We start from the raw sequence: 14,263 nt of genomic DNA on the forward strand, positions 1-14,263 counted from the left end.
GCGGGCTTCCGCTGACCGGAACGCGACGATGACGAGGGCGCCTTGGCGGCTCTCGTGGTGGTCGTCTTCGTCTTGCGTCCTGGTGCGGCGGTCCGTGCGGGGGAAGACGTACGGGTCGCCATCGTGTCTATGGCCTCCTACCCAGGCGTGCCTGTACGCACACCTGACGGAACCCACTCAACCATCCGGCTGCCTCCGGCGCGGGGACCGACACTCACCCGGACCACCGGACGACGCCCCGGGCGCGCCGTACCGTGGCGGTGTGATGCTCCACCAGGTGGCCCAGCGCGCGACCGATCTCGAGGCGGCGACGACGTTCTACACCCGCCTGCTCGGCCACCCTCCGATGGCCACGTTCGATCCGCCGGGTCTGGTGTTCTTCGCGCTCGACGGCGGGACTCGCCTCCTGCTCGATCGAGCCGCCCCGAGTGCGCTGCTCTATCTCCGCGTGCCCCGTGTGCGGGACCTCGTGGCTGAGCTGCGAGCGGAAGGCGTCGAGATCGCCGGCGAGCCGCACGTGATCTTCGACGACGCCGACGGCACCTTCGGGGAACCCGCCGCCGAGTGGATGGCGTTCCTCAAGGACCCCGACGGGAACCTGGTCGGCCTCGCGAGCCGCGAGCCGGGCGTGGCCGGCTGAGCCTGCGCTCAACCTTTCGTCAATCTCTGCCGAGAATTGGCAGAAGTGGCGTCAGCTGTTGACGTGCTGGGTTGTCGATCGCAACCTGGTTGCCGTGCCACAGCCGGCACCGCCGTCGCTGCGATGGCGCCACGAGAGTCGCACCAGGGCCAGCAGCGGTACGCACGAGCAGACGGTCACTGGATGCGGACGGCATGCGTTCGGCGAACCGTGCGGGTCCGCAGCGCACCGATCACGACGACGAGACATTCGGGGGTCACGACATGCGACGACTGATCACGGCGGGAGGCGCCCTGGCCTTGCTGGCCGGGCTGCTGACGCCCAGCCCCGGCCAGGCCACACCTCAGGAGAACGTGAGTACGTACACCAACCCCGTATCTGCCAGCTTCACACGCAACTTCGCCGATCCCACGATCATCCGGGGGCACGACGGCTACTGGTACGCGTACGCGACCAACGGCCGTCGATTCGAAGGCGACGAGAAGCAGCACATGATGATCAGCCGGTCGGCCGACCTCGTGAGCTGGGAGTGGGTCGGCCCGGTGTTCACCCCGGACTCGATCCCGACCTATGACGGCAAGCCCGCCGATGCGAACCGGCAGTTCTGGGCACCGGAGATCGCCTACCTCGACGGCCGCTACGTCCTCTACTACTCCTACGTCGTTCAGGGACCCGGCACGCCTTGGCGCACGGTCGCCGCTGCGACGGCAGACCACCCGGCAGGGCCGTGGACGGACACAGGTGAGGTGGTCGTCGGCAACGAGACCTGGGAGGTCCGCCCGGGCGTCACGGAGATCCGGAACAACATCGACCCAGAGCTCGTCACGACGCCCGACGGCAGGCGCTACCTGTACTACGGATCCGTGCAAGGCGGTGTGCGGGTGGTCGCGCTCTCCGCGGACGGCCTGCGCGCCGAGGGTGACCCGGTCCAGCTCACCGACGCCCACCGCTACGAAGCGCCGTATGTGGTTCACCGCGACGGCTACTACTACATGTTCCTGTCGGTGATCGGCGGCTGCTGCGCCGGTGCCGCATCGGGTTATCCGATCATGGTGGGCCGATCGACCGAGCCGACCGGTCCCTTCATCGACCGCGACGGCCACTCGCTGAACGGCCCGCACGGCGGCGGCACGCCGGTGCTGTCGCCGAACGGCAACGAGTTCGTGAGCACAGGCCACAACGCGATCGCCACCGACCTGTCGGGCCAGGACTGGATCGTCAGCCATGCGACCGACCGGTTCGATCCGTATGTCGAGGGCACCGAGAATGCGCGTGGCCTCGCGCTGACCAGGCTCGACTGGATCGATGGCTGGCCGGTCGGCAACGCGGGCGAGGGCATGCCATCGGGGCCGACGCCGGGACCCAACAACGACGCGTTCATCAACGACGCGTTCGAGGACGGCCTCGCCGCCTGGGAGCCCTCGGATGGCTGGGAGCACCGGCAGGGCGTGACCGGAGGCTACGCACACACCGACTCGGACGCGGCACTGGGCTCGACCGTGGCGGTCGAGGGCGACCTGCGCGTCCGGGCCCTTGTGCGCCTGTCTGACGACGACGGCGGCACGGCCGGTATCTCGATCCCGGCTCAGGGCCGTCATCAGCTGACCGTGTCCATCGACCGCGCCGCCGGGCAGCTCGTCGTCTCGGGGCTACCCGGCCAGGGAGCTCACCGACCGGCGGTCGCGTCGCTGCCGGAGAGCTTCAGCTACGAGAGCTGGCACGAGATCGAGGTGACCACCTCGGGCGGACGCCTCGACGCCGCGGTCTCCGAGTCCGGTCAGTACGACCCGGTGGCCGAGATCTCGGTCCGGATCCCGAACGGCGTGCGCTCCGGACCGGTGATGCTGCAGGCCGACGGAACCGGTGCCGACTTCGACGACGTGACGGTGGCCCAGCTGTTCACGCCGGTCACGGAGCGGGTGGCGGACCCTGTGGTGGGCGCTCTCGATCCGGCCAACTCCGACGAGTTCGAGGGCGACCTGGCGCCGGAGTGGACGTGGCTGCGCGAGCCCGCTGCCACGACCGCCGACGGCGCGCTCGCCTTCGACATCCAGCGCTCGACGCTGATCAACAGGCGTCCCCAGGCGCCGACTCTGCCCTCGCTGCTGCTGCGCGAGATGCCGGACGGCGCCTGGACCGCCGAGACACGGGTGACGATCCCGTTCGGCGACGCCATCCCCTGGGGCTGGCCGCAGGCCGGACTGATCGCGTACACCGATGACGACGAGTGGGTCGAGCTGGCCTACACGACACGGGAGTCGCGGCGATTCGTCGCGCTCGCTGCGGAGACCGACAGCGCCGGTCCGGTCGCCTACGGGCACTCAGCGCTGGGCCCCACCCAGGACACGATGTGGCTACGGCTGCAGCACACGGTCGCCGAGAACGGCGAGCATCTCTACCAGGCCGCGATCAGCATGGACGGCGATCACTGGGTCTGGCACGGCACACGCACGCTGCCGGCCGGACCGCAGCCCCTGGTCGGTCTGGTGGCGCAGGACCTGGCCGACCGGCCCGATCAGCCTGGGCTCACAGCGCAGTTCGACTGGTTCCGGCTCTACCGATGAACGGCAGCCGATGGGCGGACCTTGTGGCCCGCCCATCGGAGCCGGTGCCAACCCGTGATCAGGCCTGGACGACGACCGGGATGATCATCGGCCGCCGGCGCAACCGCGACGACGCCCAGCGGCCCACGGTGCGACGGATCGCCTGCTGCAGCTGCTGGTTGTCGTAGTTGCCGCCGGCGACCGCCTCGGCGAGCGCCTTCTCGATCTGCGGCACGATCTCCGCGAGCCGGTCCTCGTCCTCGGCGACGCCACGAGCGTGCAGCTGCGGCCCCGCCACGAGATTGCCGGACTGCGAGTCCACGACGGCGAAGATCGAGATGAACCCCTCCTCGGAGAGGATGCGGCGGTCCTTGAGCTCGGCGTCGGTGACGCCTCCGACCGAGGAGCCGTCCACGTACACGTAGCCGCACGGCACAGCACCGGCGATGCGGGCCTTCCCGTCGACGAGATCGACCACGACGCCGTCCTCGGCGAGCACCACGCGCTCGGCGGGCACACCGGTCTGCACCGCGAGCGCACCGTTGGCGACCAGGTGCCGCACCTCGCCGTGCACCGGCATCACGTTGCGCGGGCGGACGATGTTGTAGCAGTACAGGAGCTCGCCGGCCGAGGCGTGACCGGAGACGTGCACGCGTGCGTTGCTCTGGTGCACCACCTTGGCGCCGAGCCGCATCAGCCCGTTGATCACGCGGAAGACGGCGTTCTCGTTGCCCGGGATGAGCGAGGACGCGAGCACCACGGTGTCACCGGGACCCACCGAGACCTGATGGTCGCGGTTGGCGATCCTCGAGAGCACCGCCATCGGCTCTCCCTGGGACCCCGTGCTCATCAGCACCACCCGGTCGTCGGGGAGGTCGTCAACCTTCTTCAGGTCGATCAGCACGCCGTCGGGCGGGTTGAGGTAGCCGAGGTCGGCGGCGATCTTCATGTTCTTCACCATCGAGCGCCCGACGAGGGCGACCCGGCGACCATGGACCGCTGCGGCGTCGAGCACCTGCTGCACGCGGTGCACGTGCGAGGCGAAGGACGCGACCACGAGCCTGCCGGTGGCCTGGGTGAACACCCGGTCCAGCACCGGACCGATCTCACGCTCGGACACCGTGAACCCGGGCACCTCGGCATTGGTGGAGTCGACGAGGAACAGGTCCACGCCCTCCTCGCCCAGCCTCGCGAACGCCCGGAGGTCGGTGATGCGGCCGTCGAGCGGCAGCTGGTCCATCTTGAAGTCGCCGGTGGCCAGCAGGGTGCCGGCAGGGGTGCGCACGAAGACCGCGAGCGCATCCGGGATCGAGTGGTTGACGGCGATGAACTCGCAGTCGAACGCGCCGTAGGTCGCGCGCTGGCCCTCACGGACCTCACGGAGCACGGGCGTGATGCGGTGCTCCTTCATCTTCGACTCGAGGAACGCCAGCGTGAGCTTCGAGCCCACGAGCGGGATGTCGGGTCGGAGTCGGAGCAGGTAGGGCACGGCGCCGATGTGGTCCTCGTGACCATGCGTCAGCACGATCGCGTCGATCTTGTCGAGCCGGTCGGCGATGTAGCTGAAGTCCGGGAGGATCAGGTCGACGCCGGGCTGGTTGTCCTCGGGGAAGAGCACCCCGCAGTCGATGATCAGGATGCGGCCGTCGTGCTCGACGACGGTCATGTTGCGGCCGACCTCGCCGAGGCCGCCGAGCGGGACGACCCGCAGGCCGTTCTTCGCCAGCGGTGGCGGCGTGCCGAGATCAGGGTGTGGGTGGCTCATCGTTCGTTGTCCTCAAGCAGGCCGTGCAGGACCAGCGCGGTGCGCAGGTCGGTGAGCTCGGCGTCGTTGGCTTCGACCAGTGGCGAACGCACGGTCGGGTGGTCGATGCGGCCCTGCAGCGCGAGCGCTGCCTTGGCCATGACGGCGCCCTGCCCGCCGCCCATGAGGGCGTCGCAGACGGGTGCCAGGGTGGCGGAGATGTCGCGTGCGGTCTCGAGCTCGCCCTCGTCGACGGCGGCGACCATGGCCACGTACGAGGCCGCGACCAGGTGGCCGACGACCGAGACGACGCCGGAGGCGCCGTGCACGAGCCAGGCCAGGTTGAGCGAGTCGTCGCCGGAGTAGAACTCCAGACCGGTGCGGCGCATCCGGTCGAAGCCCTGGGCCACGTCGCCGGTGGCGTCCTTGACGGCCTTGACCTGCGGGTGCTCCGCGAGCCTGTCGAGCGTCTCGTCTCCGAAGGCGACGCCGGTCCGGCCAGGGATGTCGTAGAGCATCACCGGCAGTGGTGTGCTCTCGACGATCGCGAGCGTGTGCCGGAACACACCCTCCTGCGAGGGGCGGTTGTAGTAGGGGCTGACCACGAGCAGGCCGTGCGCACCGGCGGCGTGTGCCGCCTCGGCGATGCGGACTGCGTGGGCGGTGTCGTTGGAGCCGGCTCCGGCGATGATCATCGCGCGGTCGCCGACCTCCTCGACGACGGCGGAGATCAGCTCGTCCTTCTCCGGCGTGTGGGTCGTGGGTGACTCCCCTGTGGTGCCGTTGAGCACGAGGGCGTCGCAGCCCGCGTCGACGAGGTACGTGGCGAGTCGGCGCGCACTGGCGATGTCGACCGAGCCGTCAGGGAGCATCGGGGTGACCATCGCCACGGAGACCGAGCCGAAGCTGCGGGACGGGTGGACCATGACGCACCACGCTACCGGTTCAGCCGCCCCTGCGCCGCCTCCGCCCTCCCGGGGCTCGCAACCTCGTAGGGTGGCGGAGTGAGTCACAGCCACAGTCACGGCCACGGCCCTACCGCTGACGTCAGCGTGCGTCCCGGCCTGCCGGAGGATGCCCGCGCCTGGGCGGCGATCCAGGTGGCGGCGTGGCGTTCCTCCTACGAGAGGCTGTGGCCGGAGCATGCGCTCGCCTCGCTCGACGTCGCAGCGATCGAGGAGTCGTGGCGATCGGCGCTGTCCGATCCGCCGACGGCGAAGCACCGGCTGTTCACCGCCTGCGCCGGCCCGGCGGTGGTGGGGTTCGCTGCACTGGCGCCGGTTCCGGACGAGGAGGGCACCGGCGAGATCGTCGCTCTTGAGGTGAGCCCTGCTCGCCGTTCCGACGGCCACGGCTCCCGCCTTCTCGCCGCCTGCGCCGACGTGCTCCGTCAGACCAACGCCTCAGCCATGCGCACGTGGGTGGTCACCGGCGACGATGGGCGTGCGAAGTTCCTTGACTCCGCTGGCCTCGCACCCACCGGCCTGGTCCGCACGATCGATGTCCTCGGGACCGAGGTCACCGAAGAAGCTTGGCGCGCAACGCTGGCCTGAGATCTCTGCACCCGGACCGGCGATCCGGGGTGGTCTCGTGGCTTGCGGACGATCGAGAGTCGCGCGGTCGCTCTCGAGGTCGTTGAGCGCCCCTTCATGGGGTGCCCTGCCGGCGCGCCAGAGCGGTCCCGCATGCCGACACCGGCTCACGGGCAAGATCAGCCAGGATCAGTCAGCCCGCCAGCCGACTCAGCTCACGCTGTGTTGAGGAATCCATAGGTGACGTCATGCTCGTCACGGGTGAGGGGGTCGATGTCATCCCACGGATCCCACGAGGGCGCCCAGTCCTTGGTGTCGGTGCGCGTGTCGGCACTCCGATCGGGGATGTTCGTTTGTGCTAACGGCTCCTCGCCATGCCGTTCGTCATAGACGGTGCAGCTGACGCGCTCGGTCCGCCCGCCGTCACCGATCCGCTCGGCCCCATCGACACACTCACCATCGCCGGCCCACTCGGCCCCATCGACACACTCACCATCGCCGGCCCACTCGGCCCCATCGACACACTCACCATCGCCGGCCCACTCGGCCCCATCGACACACTCACCATCGATGGTCCGCTCGCGTTCGCCGGTCCTCTCACTGTCGGGCCACTCCTTGCCAGCGGTGTGCTCGTGCTCCGTGGTAGCGCTACGGCCAGCAGCGGTGATGACTGTCTGCGCGAGCCGAGCTGAGCTGGTGCGCGTGTCGATGCCATTGAGCTGGGTGGTGGTGCCGTTGGTGACGAGGTAGATGGCGCCGGCGGGTGAGGTCCAGATCCAGACGCCCGGGGTCGGGGTGGTGACTTTCCAGCCGGCTTTGTCCTTGGCGCGGTGGTGCTTGCGACAGGGCAGGTGTGTGTTCGGGGTGGCGGTGGGACCGCCCTGGCGGTAGGGCACCTGGTGATCGACATCGCCGGCGCGGGCGCGTCGGTGGCAGTAGGGGAAGGGGCAGTAGCCGGCGTTGAGCAGCGCGAGCTGTTCCTTCAGGCGCGGCGGGGCCACGTACCCGGTGTAGGAAGGCGGCTCGGCCAGATCCAGTACCGGCCGCACACTCACCTTGGCGTGCCCCACCACCGCGCGTGCCTGTCCCGGGGTGAGCACTCCACCACGTTCCTCGCACCAGGTCCCGGAGGCCTGGTCCAGATGCAGGTACAGCACCGTGGAGGTCAGACCCGCGAACTTCTCCAACAGCCCCGGCGGACATCCCGCCACACCCGCGACCGGATTCGGTGCCACGGTCACGTCGTCTGTTCCATCGGCGGGCTTGCCTCCGACACCGGCTCCGACGCCCCATAAGGGGTCAGCGGCGGCGGGTGGCGGCAACGCCCCCGACACCACCGGCTCCTGCGCGGGGATGGGTTCCTCCTGAGCTGCAGATTCGGGCCGCCACCGCGGGGCTTCGTCACGTCCTACCGCCTCAGGTGGTGCGTGCTCTCCCTCTTGAGAGAGCCTCGCCTGCGACTCATCGAGGGAGGTACTGCCGCGTCGCCTGTCGTGGGGCGGAGACTCCGTGTCCCGCGGTTGCCTCGTGGACGGTTCGGCGACGAGTGGTTCCGCGTCCGGCGGCTCCGTGACGGCCGGTTCCGTGACGGGCGGTTCCGCGACGGGTGGTCCCCCGGCGCGTGGTGCCGTCGGCGGTTCCGCGGCTCCTGTCTGCGAGGACGCGGTCGCATGATCCGTTCCGACGTCGCTGGACTCGCCGACGTCGTTGGGTTCGCTTGTGGCCGTCGGGCTCATGGCGGTGTCTCGGTGCTGCTTGCGGAGGTCCTCGAGGGCTCGCAGCAGTGCGGGATCGGCCAGCAGCCCGAGGGCCACGGCACGCAGGATCGCCTTCGGGCGGGAGTCACCGACCTGGGTCAACCAGCCGGCGATCTGATCCAGGCGCCGGTCCAGACGGACCGCATCAGTGACCTCCAGACGCGCAGCAACATCCGCAGCACCCGGCTCGCCCGCGCTGACCTGGACGAACAACGAGGCCGCCACCCGCGCCTGGGCCTCGGCCTGACTCTCCGGCCCCCGCACCGTGATCACCGCCTGATCCACCACCGTGCGCAACCGCGACATCGCCACCACCGCGACCACCGGAGCCGGACCCAAACTCGTGTCCCTGGGCTGGCACAACCGCTCCTGCACCAGCGCAGCCTGCTCCCTGCTCAGCTCCCGAGTGCGCCGCGCGATCACCCGCGCCCGGGAGAACCCCAGCACCCCCGCACGCACCGCCGAAGCCAACCGCGGCAACCGATACGCCAGATCCAGCACATCCGCACACAGGACCGTGGCAGCAGGCTGCGTCAGCCCCAACGTCGTCGCGACCTCCACCACCGCGAACTCCGGCACCTCAGGAGTCCCGGCACCACCGAGCCGGATCGCCCGCTCCGCACCCCGGCCCTGCCACAGCGGCGGCTCCCCATCCGCAGCAACCTCCCCGAGATACTGCACCAGATGATCCAGCCGCACCCCCTCCATCCGAGTCACCTCACGATCGGCCACAGCAGCAGCACGCAACGCGCCATCACCGACCAGACCCAGAGGTAGAACATCCATACGAGAAGTAGATCACCGACCACTGACAACGGCCCTGACCAGCACAGATGTGACGGCTAGGACAGCTCCCGGGGTGCACGGACCCATGACCCCAAGATCCCCACGACGGCTCCAGGGCGCGCACTCCGATGCTCCGAGGCCCTCCCCGGGACGATTCCCAGGCCACGCACTCCCATGACCCCACGGCCCTCCCAGAACGGCTCCCGGGCCACGCACTCCCATGACCCCACGGCCCTCCCAGAACGGCTCCCGGGCCACGCACTCCCATGACCCCACGGCCCTCCCAGAACGGCTCCTGGGCCGCGCACTCCCATGACCTTGAGGCTCCCTCCCGAGCACCGCCCAAGGGCGGTGCCCGCTGGCCATCGCAGCGTCGAGCGTCGTCGCCGCCCTACCGACGCGGCCGGGTCGCGGCTGCAGAGCCAGGCACGGCGCACTGGATCACGGCTGTCCAGCCACCCACCCGCCGCTTGCCGCTTGCCGCTTGCCGCTTGCCGCTTGCCGCTTGCCGCTTGCCGCTTGCCGCTTGCCGCTTGCCGCTTGCCGCTTGCCGAGCCACTCACACGACCGGGGCGGCCCTGTGCGCCCTAACGTCGCCGTCCGCGACGAGAGGGCTTCTGACGACTCTTGCTCCGCGGTCGTGGCCCTCCTTGCCCGCCGCGTGTCGCCGCCTGTCCGCGCTGCGGCGGTGACGGCGACGGCGGCGACGACGACGACCCAGGCTCCTCACCCGCCGGCTGTTGCCGCCCGCGCGAGCTGTTGACGGTCCGGCCGCGCACGATCCCGATGAGGTCCTCGGTACGTTCGTCCTCACGGTCGATCGCCCACGCGAGCGCGACCGGCGCCTCGGGTGCGTGTGCCAGCGCTCGCGCGGTGACGTCCTTGCGGTGGTGCAGCCGCGCCAGCGACCTGGGCACCACGACGACCCCGACCCCGGCCGCCGCGAGCTCGATCGCCTCGACGGTCATCGTCGGCACCTCGCGCGGCGCCTCGCCCGGGGGTGCGAGCGCGCCCTCGACTGCTCCCGGGCGCCCCGCCCACAGCAGCACGTCGTCGGCAGGCTGCAGCAGCACGTCGTCCGCGAGATCATCCGGCTGGACGGCCTCGTCGTCCCCGAGGGCAGCGATCGCGTGCTCGCGAGAGACCACGACCACGGGCTCCTCGGTGTACAGGACGATCGCGTGCAGCACATCCCGGTCGACCGGCGGCCGGAGGATCGCTGCATCGAGATCACCGTCGATCACGGCTTGCGCCGCCTGGTCCGCGGAGATCGGGACCAGCTCGAGCCGGACACCCCGGTGGCGCTGCTGCCAGATTCCTGCCCACTTCGCGGGGGTCACGCCCGGCACGAAGCCGAGGCGAAAACCGGGATCCACGGCGTGATCGTCAGCAGGCCCTGGGTTGTCCACCACTCCAGCGTAGGCGTGGGAACGTCGCTGCCGCGGTCCTACGCTGGTCCCATGACCACAGAGCCCTCCCCGCACGCCATGAAGCCGGCAACGGCTGCCAAGAAGCTCGGCGTGCACCTGCCGGCCACCCCCGAGGAGTTCCGCGCCGGTGGGATCACGCGCGACCAGCTGGCCGACCTGCAGCAGAACCCGCCGGAGTGGCTCACCGAGCTACGGCGCAGCGGGCCGCACCCGCGGCCGGTCGTGGCCGGCCGTCTGGGAGTCTCGATCTCGGGCCTGGCGCGCGGCGGCGTCGAGGATGCGCTCACGACCGAGCAGATCAACCAGCTGCGGGACGATCCGCCCGCATGGCTGGTCGCCGAGCGTGAGACGCACGCCAAGGTCGTCGCCGAGGAAGAGCGGCTGCGCGCCGCGCGCCGGACCGAGGACTGAGGGCGTGGCTGGGCTGAGGGTCGCCGTGATCGGTGCCGCGGGTCGCATGGGTCGGACCGTCTGCGAGGCGGTCGACGGCGCACCGGACCTCGAGCTGGTGGCTCGGCTGGACGTGGGCGACGACATCGACACCCTCGCGGGGGTCGCGGACGTCGGGATCGACTTCACCGTCCCCGCTGTGGCCGAGGCGAACGTCAACGCGCTGATCGACGCCGGCGTCCACGCCGTGGTCGGCACCACCGGGTGGGGCGAGGCGGCGTTGCAGCGGGTCCGCGACCGGCTCGGCGACACCGACCTGGGTGTCGTGATCGCCCCGAACTTCGCGCTCTCCGCCGTGCTGGCGATGCGCTTCGCGGCGCAGGCCGCCCGGTGGTTCGAGAGCGTCGAGGTCGTCGAGCTGCACCACCCCGACAAGGTCGACGCGCCCTCGGGCACCGCCGTCCACACCGCGCACGCGATCGCGGAGGCACGCCGGGCGGCCGGACTCGCCCCTGCACCGGATGCGACGTCCTCGGCTCTCGACGGCGCTCGTGGTGCCGATGTCGACGGGATCCCCGTGCACGCGGTCCGCCTGCGCGGCCTCGTCGCCCACGAGGAGATCCTGCTCGGCAACCCCGGCGAGCTGCTCACGATCCGCACCGACTCCTTCGATCGCTCCTCGTTCATGCCCGGCGTGCTGCTGGCCACCCGTCGGGTCGCCGAGCGCCGGGGGCTCACCGTCGGCCTCGACGCCCTGATCGACTGAGCGAGCGGCGCTCAGCCCATCGTCTTGGCGCCGTCGATCGCCTCACGGATGATGTCGGCGTGGCCGGCGTGCTGGGCCGTCTCAGCCACGATGTGGATCATCGTGCGGCGCACGGTCCACTCCGCTCCGGGCTCGAACCATGGCGCCGCGGGAAGCGGGTGAGAGGTGTTGAGGTCGAGGCTGCGCAGGGTCTGCTCGGTCTCGGCCGCGACCTGCTCGTACATCGCGAGCACGCCTGCAACGGTCTCGCCCGGACCCATCGCGAACTCGGCCTCGCGGGCCGCGACGAACGCGAGCACGTCGGGTGAAGGGTCGGACCAGTCGATGGCGCCCCAGTCGACCGGGTCCTCGGGATGCTGCTCACCGTGGACCGCGAACTCCATCCAGCTCTTCTCGGTGGCGGCGACGTGCTTGACCAGCCCTCCGAGGCAGAGCGCGCTGACCGTGGACCGCTCCCCCGCCTGCTGGTCCGTGACACCCGCCAGCGTCTGACGCAGGAATCCCCGGTGCCGGGCCAACGCCTCGATCAGGTCCTCGAGCTCACGTGACTCTTCGTTGATCGTCATGCACCGACGCTATCGGCGGGCACCGACACCGTGAGGCTCGCGCCATCCGCGACTCAGTGCTCGGCCGCGACCTCGGCGTCAGTCTTGGCGTTCGCCGCGCGCTGGTGCGCGGTGAGCGACATCCGGTCGATCCACGCCAACGCCATCGCAGACACGATGAAGGCGAGGTGGATGATCGTCTGCCACATCATGTCGTCGGGCGTCGGCGGGTCGACACCTTCGATCGTCTGGCCTGAGGCGATGAATGTCCGAAGGAGATGGATCGAGCTGATGCCGATGATGCTCATCGCGAGCTTGGTCTTGAGCACGTTCGCGTTGACGTGGCTGAGCCACTCGGGCTGATCGGGGTGCCCGTCGATCCGCAGTCGGGAGACGAAGGTCTCGTAACCACCCACGATCACCATGATCAACAGGTTCGAGATCATCACGACGTCCACCAGCCCGAGGACCGCCAGCATCGTGGTGGCCTCGTTCATGTGGGTCGGGTCGAGGATGACGTCGTGGATCAGGTGCCAGAGCTCGACCATGAACTGCCACACGTAGACGAGCTGCGCGACGATCAGGCCGAGATAGAGCGGAGCCTGCAGCCAGCGCGACAGGAAAATGAGGTGGCCGAGCGGAGCGATCGGACGCTGCGGCTGCGAGGGGGACGATGTCACGGCGGGAAGAGTAACAACCGGCGCTGATGCCTCTGCTGCCACGGACCCGGTCGATCTGCCCTGTGTGGCGAACGCCACACGCTGCGTCTCGATCAGGCGGCGCGTTGCATCTCACGGGGTCGCACGTACACGAATCCTCGGCCCGGCCTGTCGTGCAGGATGAGCCGCGGTCGCAGCCCACGGCGGTGGGCCAGGATCGCTCCGACCAGCGCCGCACCCAGCAGCGGACCGAGGCCGGTGACCACCATGGCCAGCTGGGCACCTGAGTGGTCGGCGACGAACCCGATGAGGGTTCCCGAGATCGCCTGCGCACCGAAGAAGACCATGATGTAGACCGCCATCACGCGGCCGCGCATCGACGGCGAGACCGTCGTCTGGATGAGCGTGTTGCCACCGGTCAGGTAGTACAGCGCCACCGCTCCGACGGCCACCAGCACCACGACGAACAGCACCTGCACGCCCACGAGGGCAGCGACCACCTGCAGCGCACCCAGCGCCATGGCCAGGTACACGAGCTGACGCAGCCCCACCCGCGCGCGCCGCGCCGAGGCGATCGAGCCGATCACGGCTCCGGCGGCCACGGAGGCGCTCAGCAGCCCGTACCCACCGGCTCCGGAGCGGAACACGTTGTCGGCGTAGGCGGACAGCACGGTGGCCAGGTTGATGCCGGTGAGCGCCACGAAGCCGATCAGCACCACGGTCCACATGATCTCCGGGCTCTGACGAACGTGCACGAGACCGGCCTTGAGCTGTCCCTTCTCGCGTGCGACACGCGGCGCCGGGGACAGCTTCGAGGCGTCCATCTTCGCCAGCAGCATCACCGCCACCACGCCCGCAGCCGCGTTGATGAGGAACGCGGGACCCTCGCCCCAGGCAGCGATCGCGACACCCGCGATCGCGGGCCCGACCAGACCGCCCAGCTGGAACACCGTGGAGTTCAGGCTGATCGCGTTGCGGAGGTTGTCACCTCCGGCGACCTCGACGACGAAAGCCTGCCGTGCCGGGTTGTCCGGCACGGTGGCGAGACCCAGGATGAAGGCGCTGAGCAGGATGTGCCAGGGCTGCACCGCACCCGTGACCACGAGCACACCGAGGGTGAGCGCGGAGGCAGCGAAGATCGACTGGGTGATCGCCAGGATCGCGCGCTTGCTGTACCGGTCGGCGAGGACGCCGCCCCACAGCCCGAACAGCAGCATGGGACCCAGCTGCAACGTCACCGTCAGGCCGACGAGAGCCACGTTCCCCGACAGCTGCAGGATCAGCCAGTCCTGGGCGATCCGCTGCATCCAGCCGCCGGGGTTCGTGAGGAGCTGCGAGGCCACGTAGAGCCGGTAGTTCGACTCCCGCAGCGCTGGAAAGGTGCGGACGATGCCGCGCCGTGGCGCGGACCGGAGTGCATCGAAGGAGAGGTGTGGGCGGGGCGCAGCGACGGTCACGGGTTCCTGGAAGT

The 14,263-nt window shown here is 70.1% G+C and carries 12 protein-coding genes; 5 read left to right on the forward strand and 7 right to left on the reverse strand.

Annotated elements, in window-relative coordinates; genetic code table 11:
- Positions 1-265 precede the first annotated feature (265 nt).
- Together GPA03_RS07355 and GPA03_RS07360 are read left to right on the forward strand one after the other, a co-directional pair.
- On the forward strand, positions 266-640 hold the full coding sequence (locus GPA03_RS07355) for a VOC family protein (protein WP_338325724.1): 375 nt from the start codon (positions 266-268) through the stop codon (positions 638-640).
- Between the two features lie 263 nt (positions 641-903).
- Positions 904-3,204 carry a family 43 glycosylhydrolase gene (locus GPA03_RS07360; RefSeq protein WP_162458287.1) on the forward strand — a complete coding sequence of 767 codons (2,301 nt, stop codon included), beginning with the start codon at positions 904-906 and terminating at the stop codon, positions 3,202-3,204.
- A gap of 58 nt (positions 3,205-3,262) precedes the next feature.
- Here GPA03_RS07360 and GPA03_RS07365 read toward each other — a convergent pair whose 3' ends face one another.
- Together GPA03_RS07365 and dapA are read right to left on the reverse strand one after the other, a co-directional pair.
- A complete protein-coding gene (locus tag GPA03_RS07365) occupies positions 3,263-4,948 on the reverse strand; it encodes a ribonuclease J (protein ID WP_156251243.1) in 1,686 nt (561 codons plus the stop codon).
- A complete protein-coding gene (gene dapA / locus GPA03_RS07370; RefSeq protein WP_156251244.1) occupies positions 4,945-5,853 on the reverse strand; it encodes a 4-hydroxy-tetrahydrodipicolinate synthase in 909 nt (302 codons plus the stop codon). The genes GPA03_RS07365 and dapA overlap by 4 nt, the downstream gene beginning before the upstream one ends.
- A 78-nt stretch (positions 5,854-5,931) precedes the next feature.
- On the opposite strand from dapA, the gene GPA03_RS07375 reads away from it, so the two are divergent.
- Positions 5,932-6,480, forward strand: a complete 549-nt coding sequence (locus GPA03_RS07375) for a GNAT family N-acetyltransferase (RefSeq protein ID WP_156251245.1) — start codon at positions 5,932-5,934, stop codon at positions 6,478-6,480.
- A 194-nt stretch (positions 6,481-6,674) separates the two neighbouring features.
- Here the strand turns inward: GPA03_RS07375 and GPA03_RS07380 are convergent, their stop codons facing one another.
- Both GPA03_RS07380 and GPA03_RS22640 read right to left on the reverse strand, forming a co-directional pair.
- On the reverse strand, positions 6,675-9,002 hold the full coding sequence (locus GPA03_RS07380) for an HNH endonuclease signature motif containing protein (RefSeq protein WP_156251246.1): 2,328 nt from the start codon (positions 9,000-9,002) through the stop codon (positions 6,675-6,677).
- Positions 9,003-9,589: 587 nt separating this feature from the next.
- Positions 9,590-10,411 carry a LysR family transcriptional regulator substrate-binding protein gene (locus GPA03_RS22640; RefSeq protein ID WP_241681121.1) on the reverse strand — a complete coding sequence of 274 codons (822 nt, stop codon included), beginning with the start codon at positions 10,409-10,411 and terminating at the stop codon, positions 9,590-9,592.
- Between the two features lie 51 nt (positions 10,412-10,462).
- Here GPA03_RS22640 and GPA03_RS07390 point away from each other — a divergent pair, with 51 nt between their 5' ends.
- Positions 10,463-10,843 carry a DUF5997 family protein gene (locus GPA03_RS07390; RefSeq protein WP_194239497.1) on the forward strand — a complete coding sequence of 127 codons (381 nt, stop codon included), beginning with the start codon at positions 10,463-10,465 and terminating at the stop codon, positions 10,841-10,843.
- Positions 10,844-10,889: 46 nt separating this feature from the next.
- Entirely contained in the window at positions 10,890-11,588 is a 699-nt protein-coding gene (gene dapB / locus GPA03_RS07395; protein WP_241681150.1) for a 4-hydroxy-tetrahydrodipicolinate reductase, read from the forward strand.
- A gap of 11 nt (positions 11,589-11,599) precedes the next feature.
- On the opposite strand, the gene GPA03_RS07400 is transcribed toward dapB, so the two are convergent.
- The 3 genes from GPA03_RS07400 to GPA03_RS07410 form a co-directional block, all read right to left on the reverse strand.
- The gene (locus GPA03_RS07400) at positions 11,600-12,154 is read right to left on the reverse strand and encodes a DinB family protein (protein ID WP_156251248.1); all 555 of its coding nucleotides are present in this window, start codon (positions 12,152-12,154) and stop codon (positions 11,600-11,602) included.
- 53 nt (positions 12,155-12,207) lie between these two features.
- Complete coding sequence (locus GPA03_RS07405; RefSeq protein WP_156251249.1) at positions 12,208-12,813, reverse strand: TIGR00645 family protein; 606 nt, start codon at positions 12,811-12,813, stop codon at positions 12,208-12,210.
- 92 nt (positions 12,814-12,905) lie between these two features.
- Positions 12,906-14,249, reverse strand: coding sequence for an MFS transporter (locus tag GPA03_RS07410; protein ID WP_241681122.1), 1,344 nt, complete (start codon positions 14,247-14,249; stop codon positions 12,906-12,908).
- Between the last annotated feature and the right edge of the window lie 14 nt (positions 14,250-14,263).

It is taken from the genome of Pseudactinotalea terrae (assembly GCF_009733845.1).
Taxonomy (GTDB): Bacteria; Actinomycetota; Actinomycetes; order Actinomycetales; family Beutenbergiaceae; genus Pseudactinotalea; species Pseudactinotalea terrae.

Coding starts and splice junctions, on each gene's coding strand:
- GPA03_RS07355 (WP_338325724.1), top strand. CDS start 266: ATGCTCCACCAGGTGGCCCAGCGCGCGACCGATCTCGAGGCGGCGACG.
- GPA03_RS07360 (WP_162458287.1), top strand. CDS start 904: ATGCGACGACTGATCACGGCGGGAGGCGCCCTGGCCTTGCTGGCCGGG.
- GPA03_RS07365 (WP_156251243.1), bottom strand. CDS start 4,948: ATGAGCCACCCACACCCTGATCTCGGCACGCCGCCACCGCTGGCGAAG.
- dapA (WP_156251244.1), bottom strand. CDS start 5,853: ATGGTCCACCCGTCCCGCAGCTTCGGCTCGGTCTCCGTGGCGATGGTC.
- GPA03_RS07380 (WP_156251246.1), bottom strand. CDS start 9,002: ATGGATGTTCTACCTCTGGGTCTGGTCGGTGATGGCGCGTTGCGTGCT.
- GPA03_RS07390 (WP_194239497.1), top strand. CDS start 10,463: ATGACCACAGAGCCCTCCCCGCACGCCATGAAGCCGGCAACGGCTGCC.
- dapB (WP_241681150.1), top strand. CDS start 10,890: ATGGGTCGGACCGTCTGCGAGGCGGTCGACGGCGCACCGGACCTCGAG.
- GPA03_RS07400 (WP_156251248.1), bottom strand. CDS start 12,154: ATGACGATCAACGAAGAGTCACGTGAGCTCGAGGACCTGATCGAGGCG.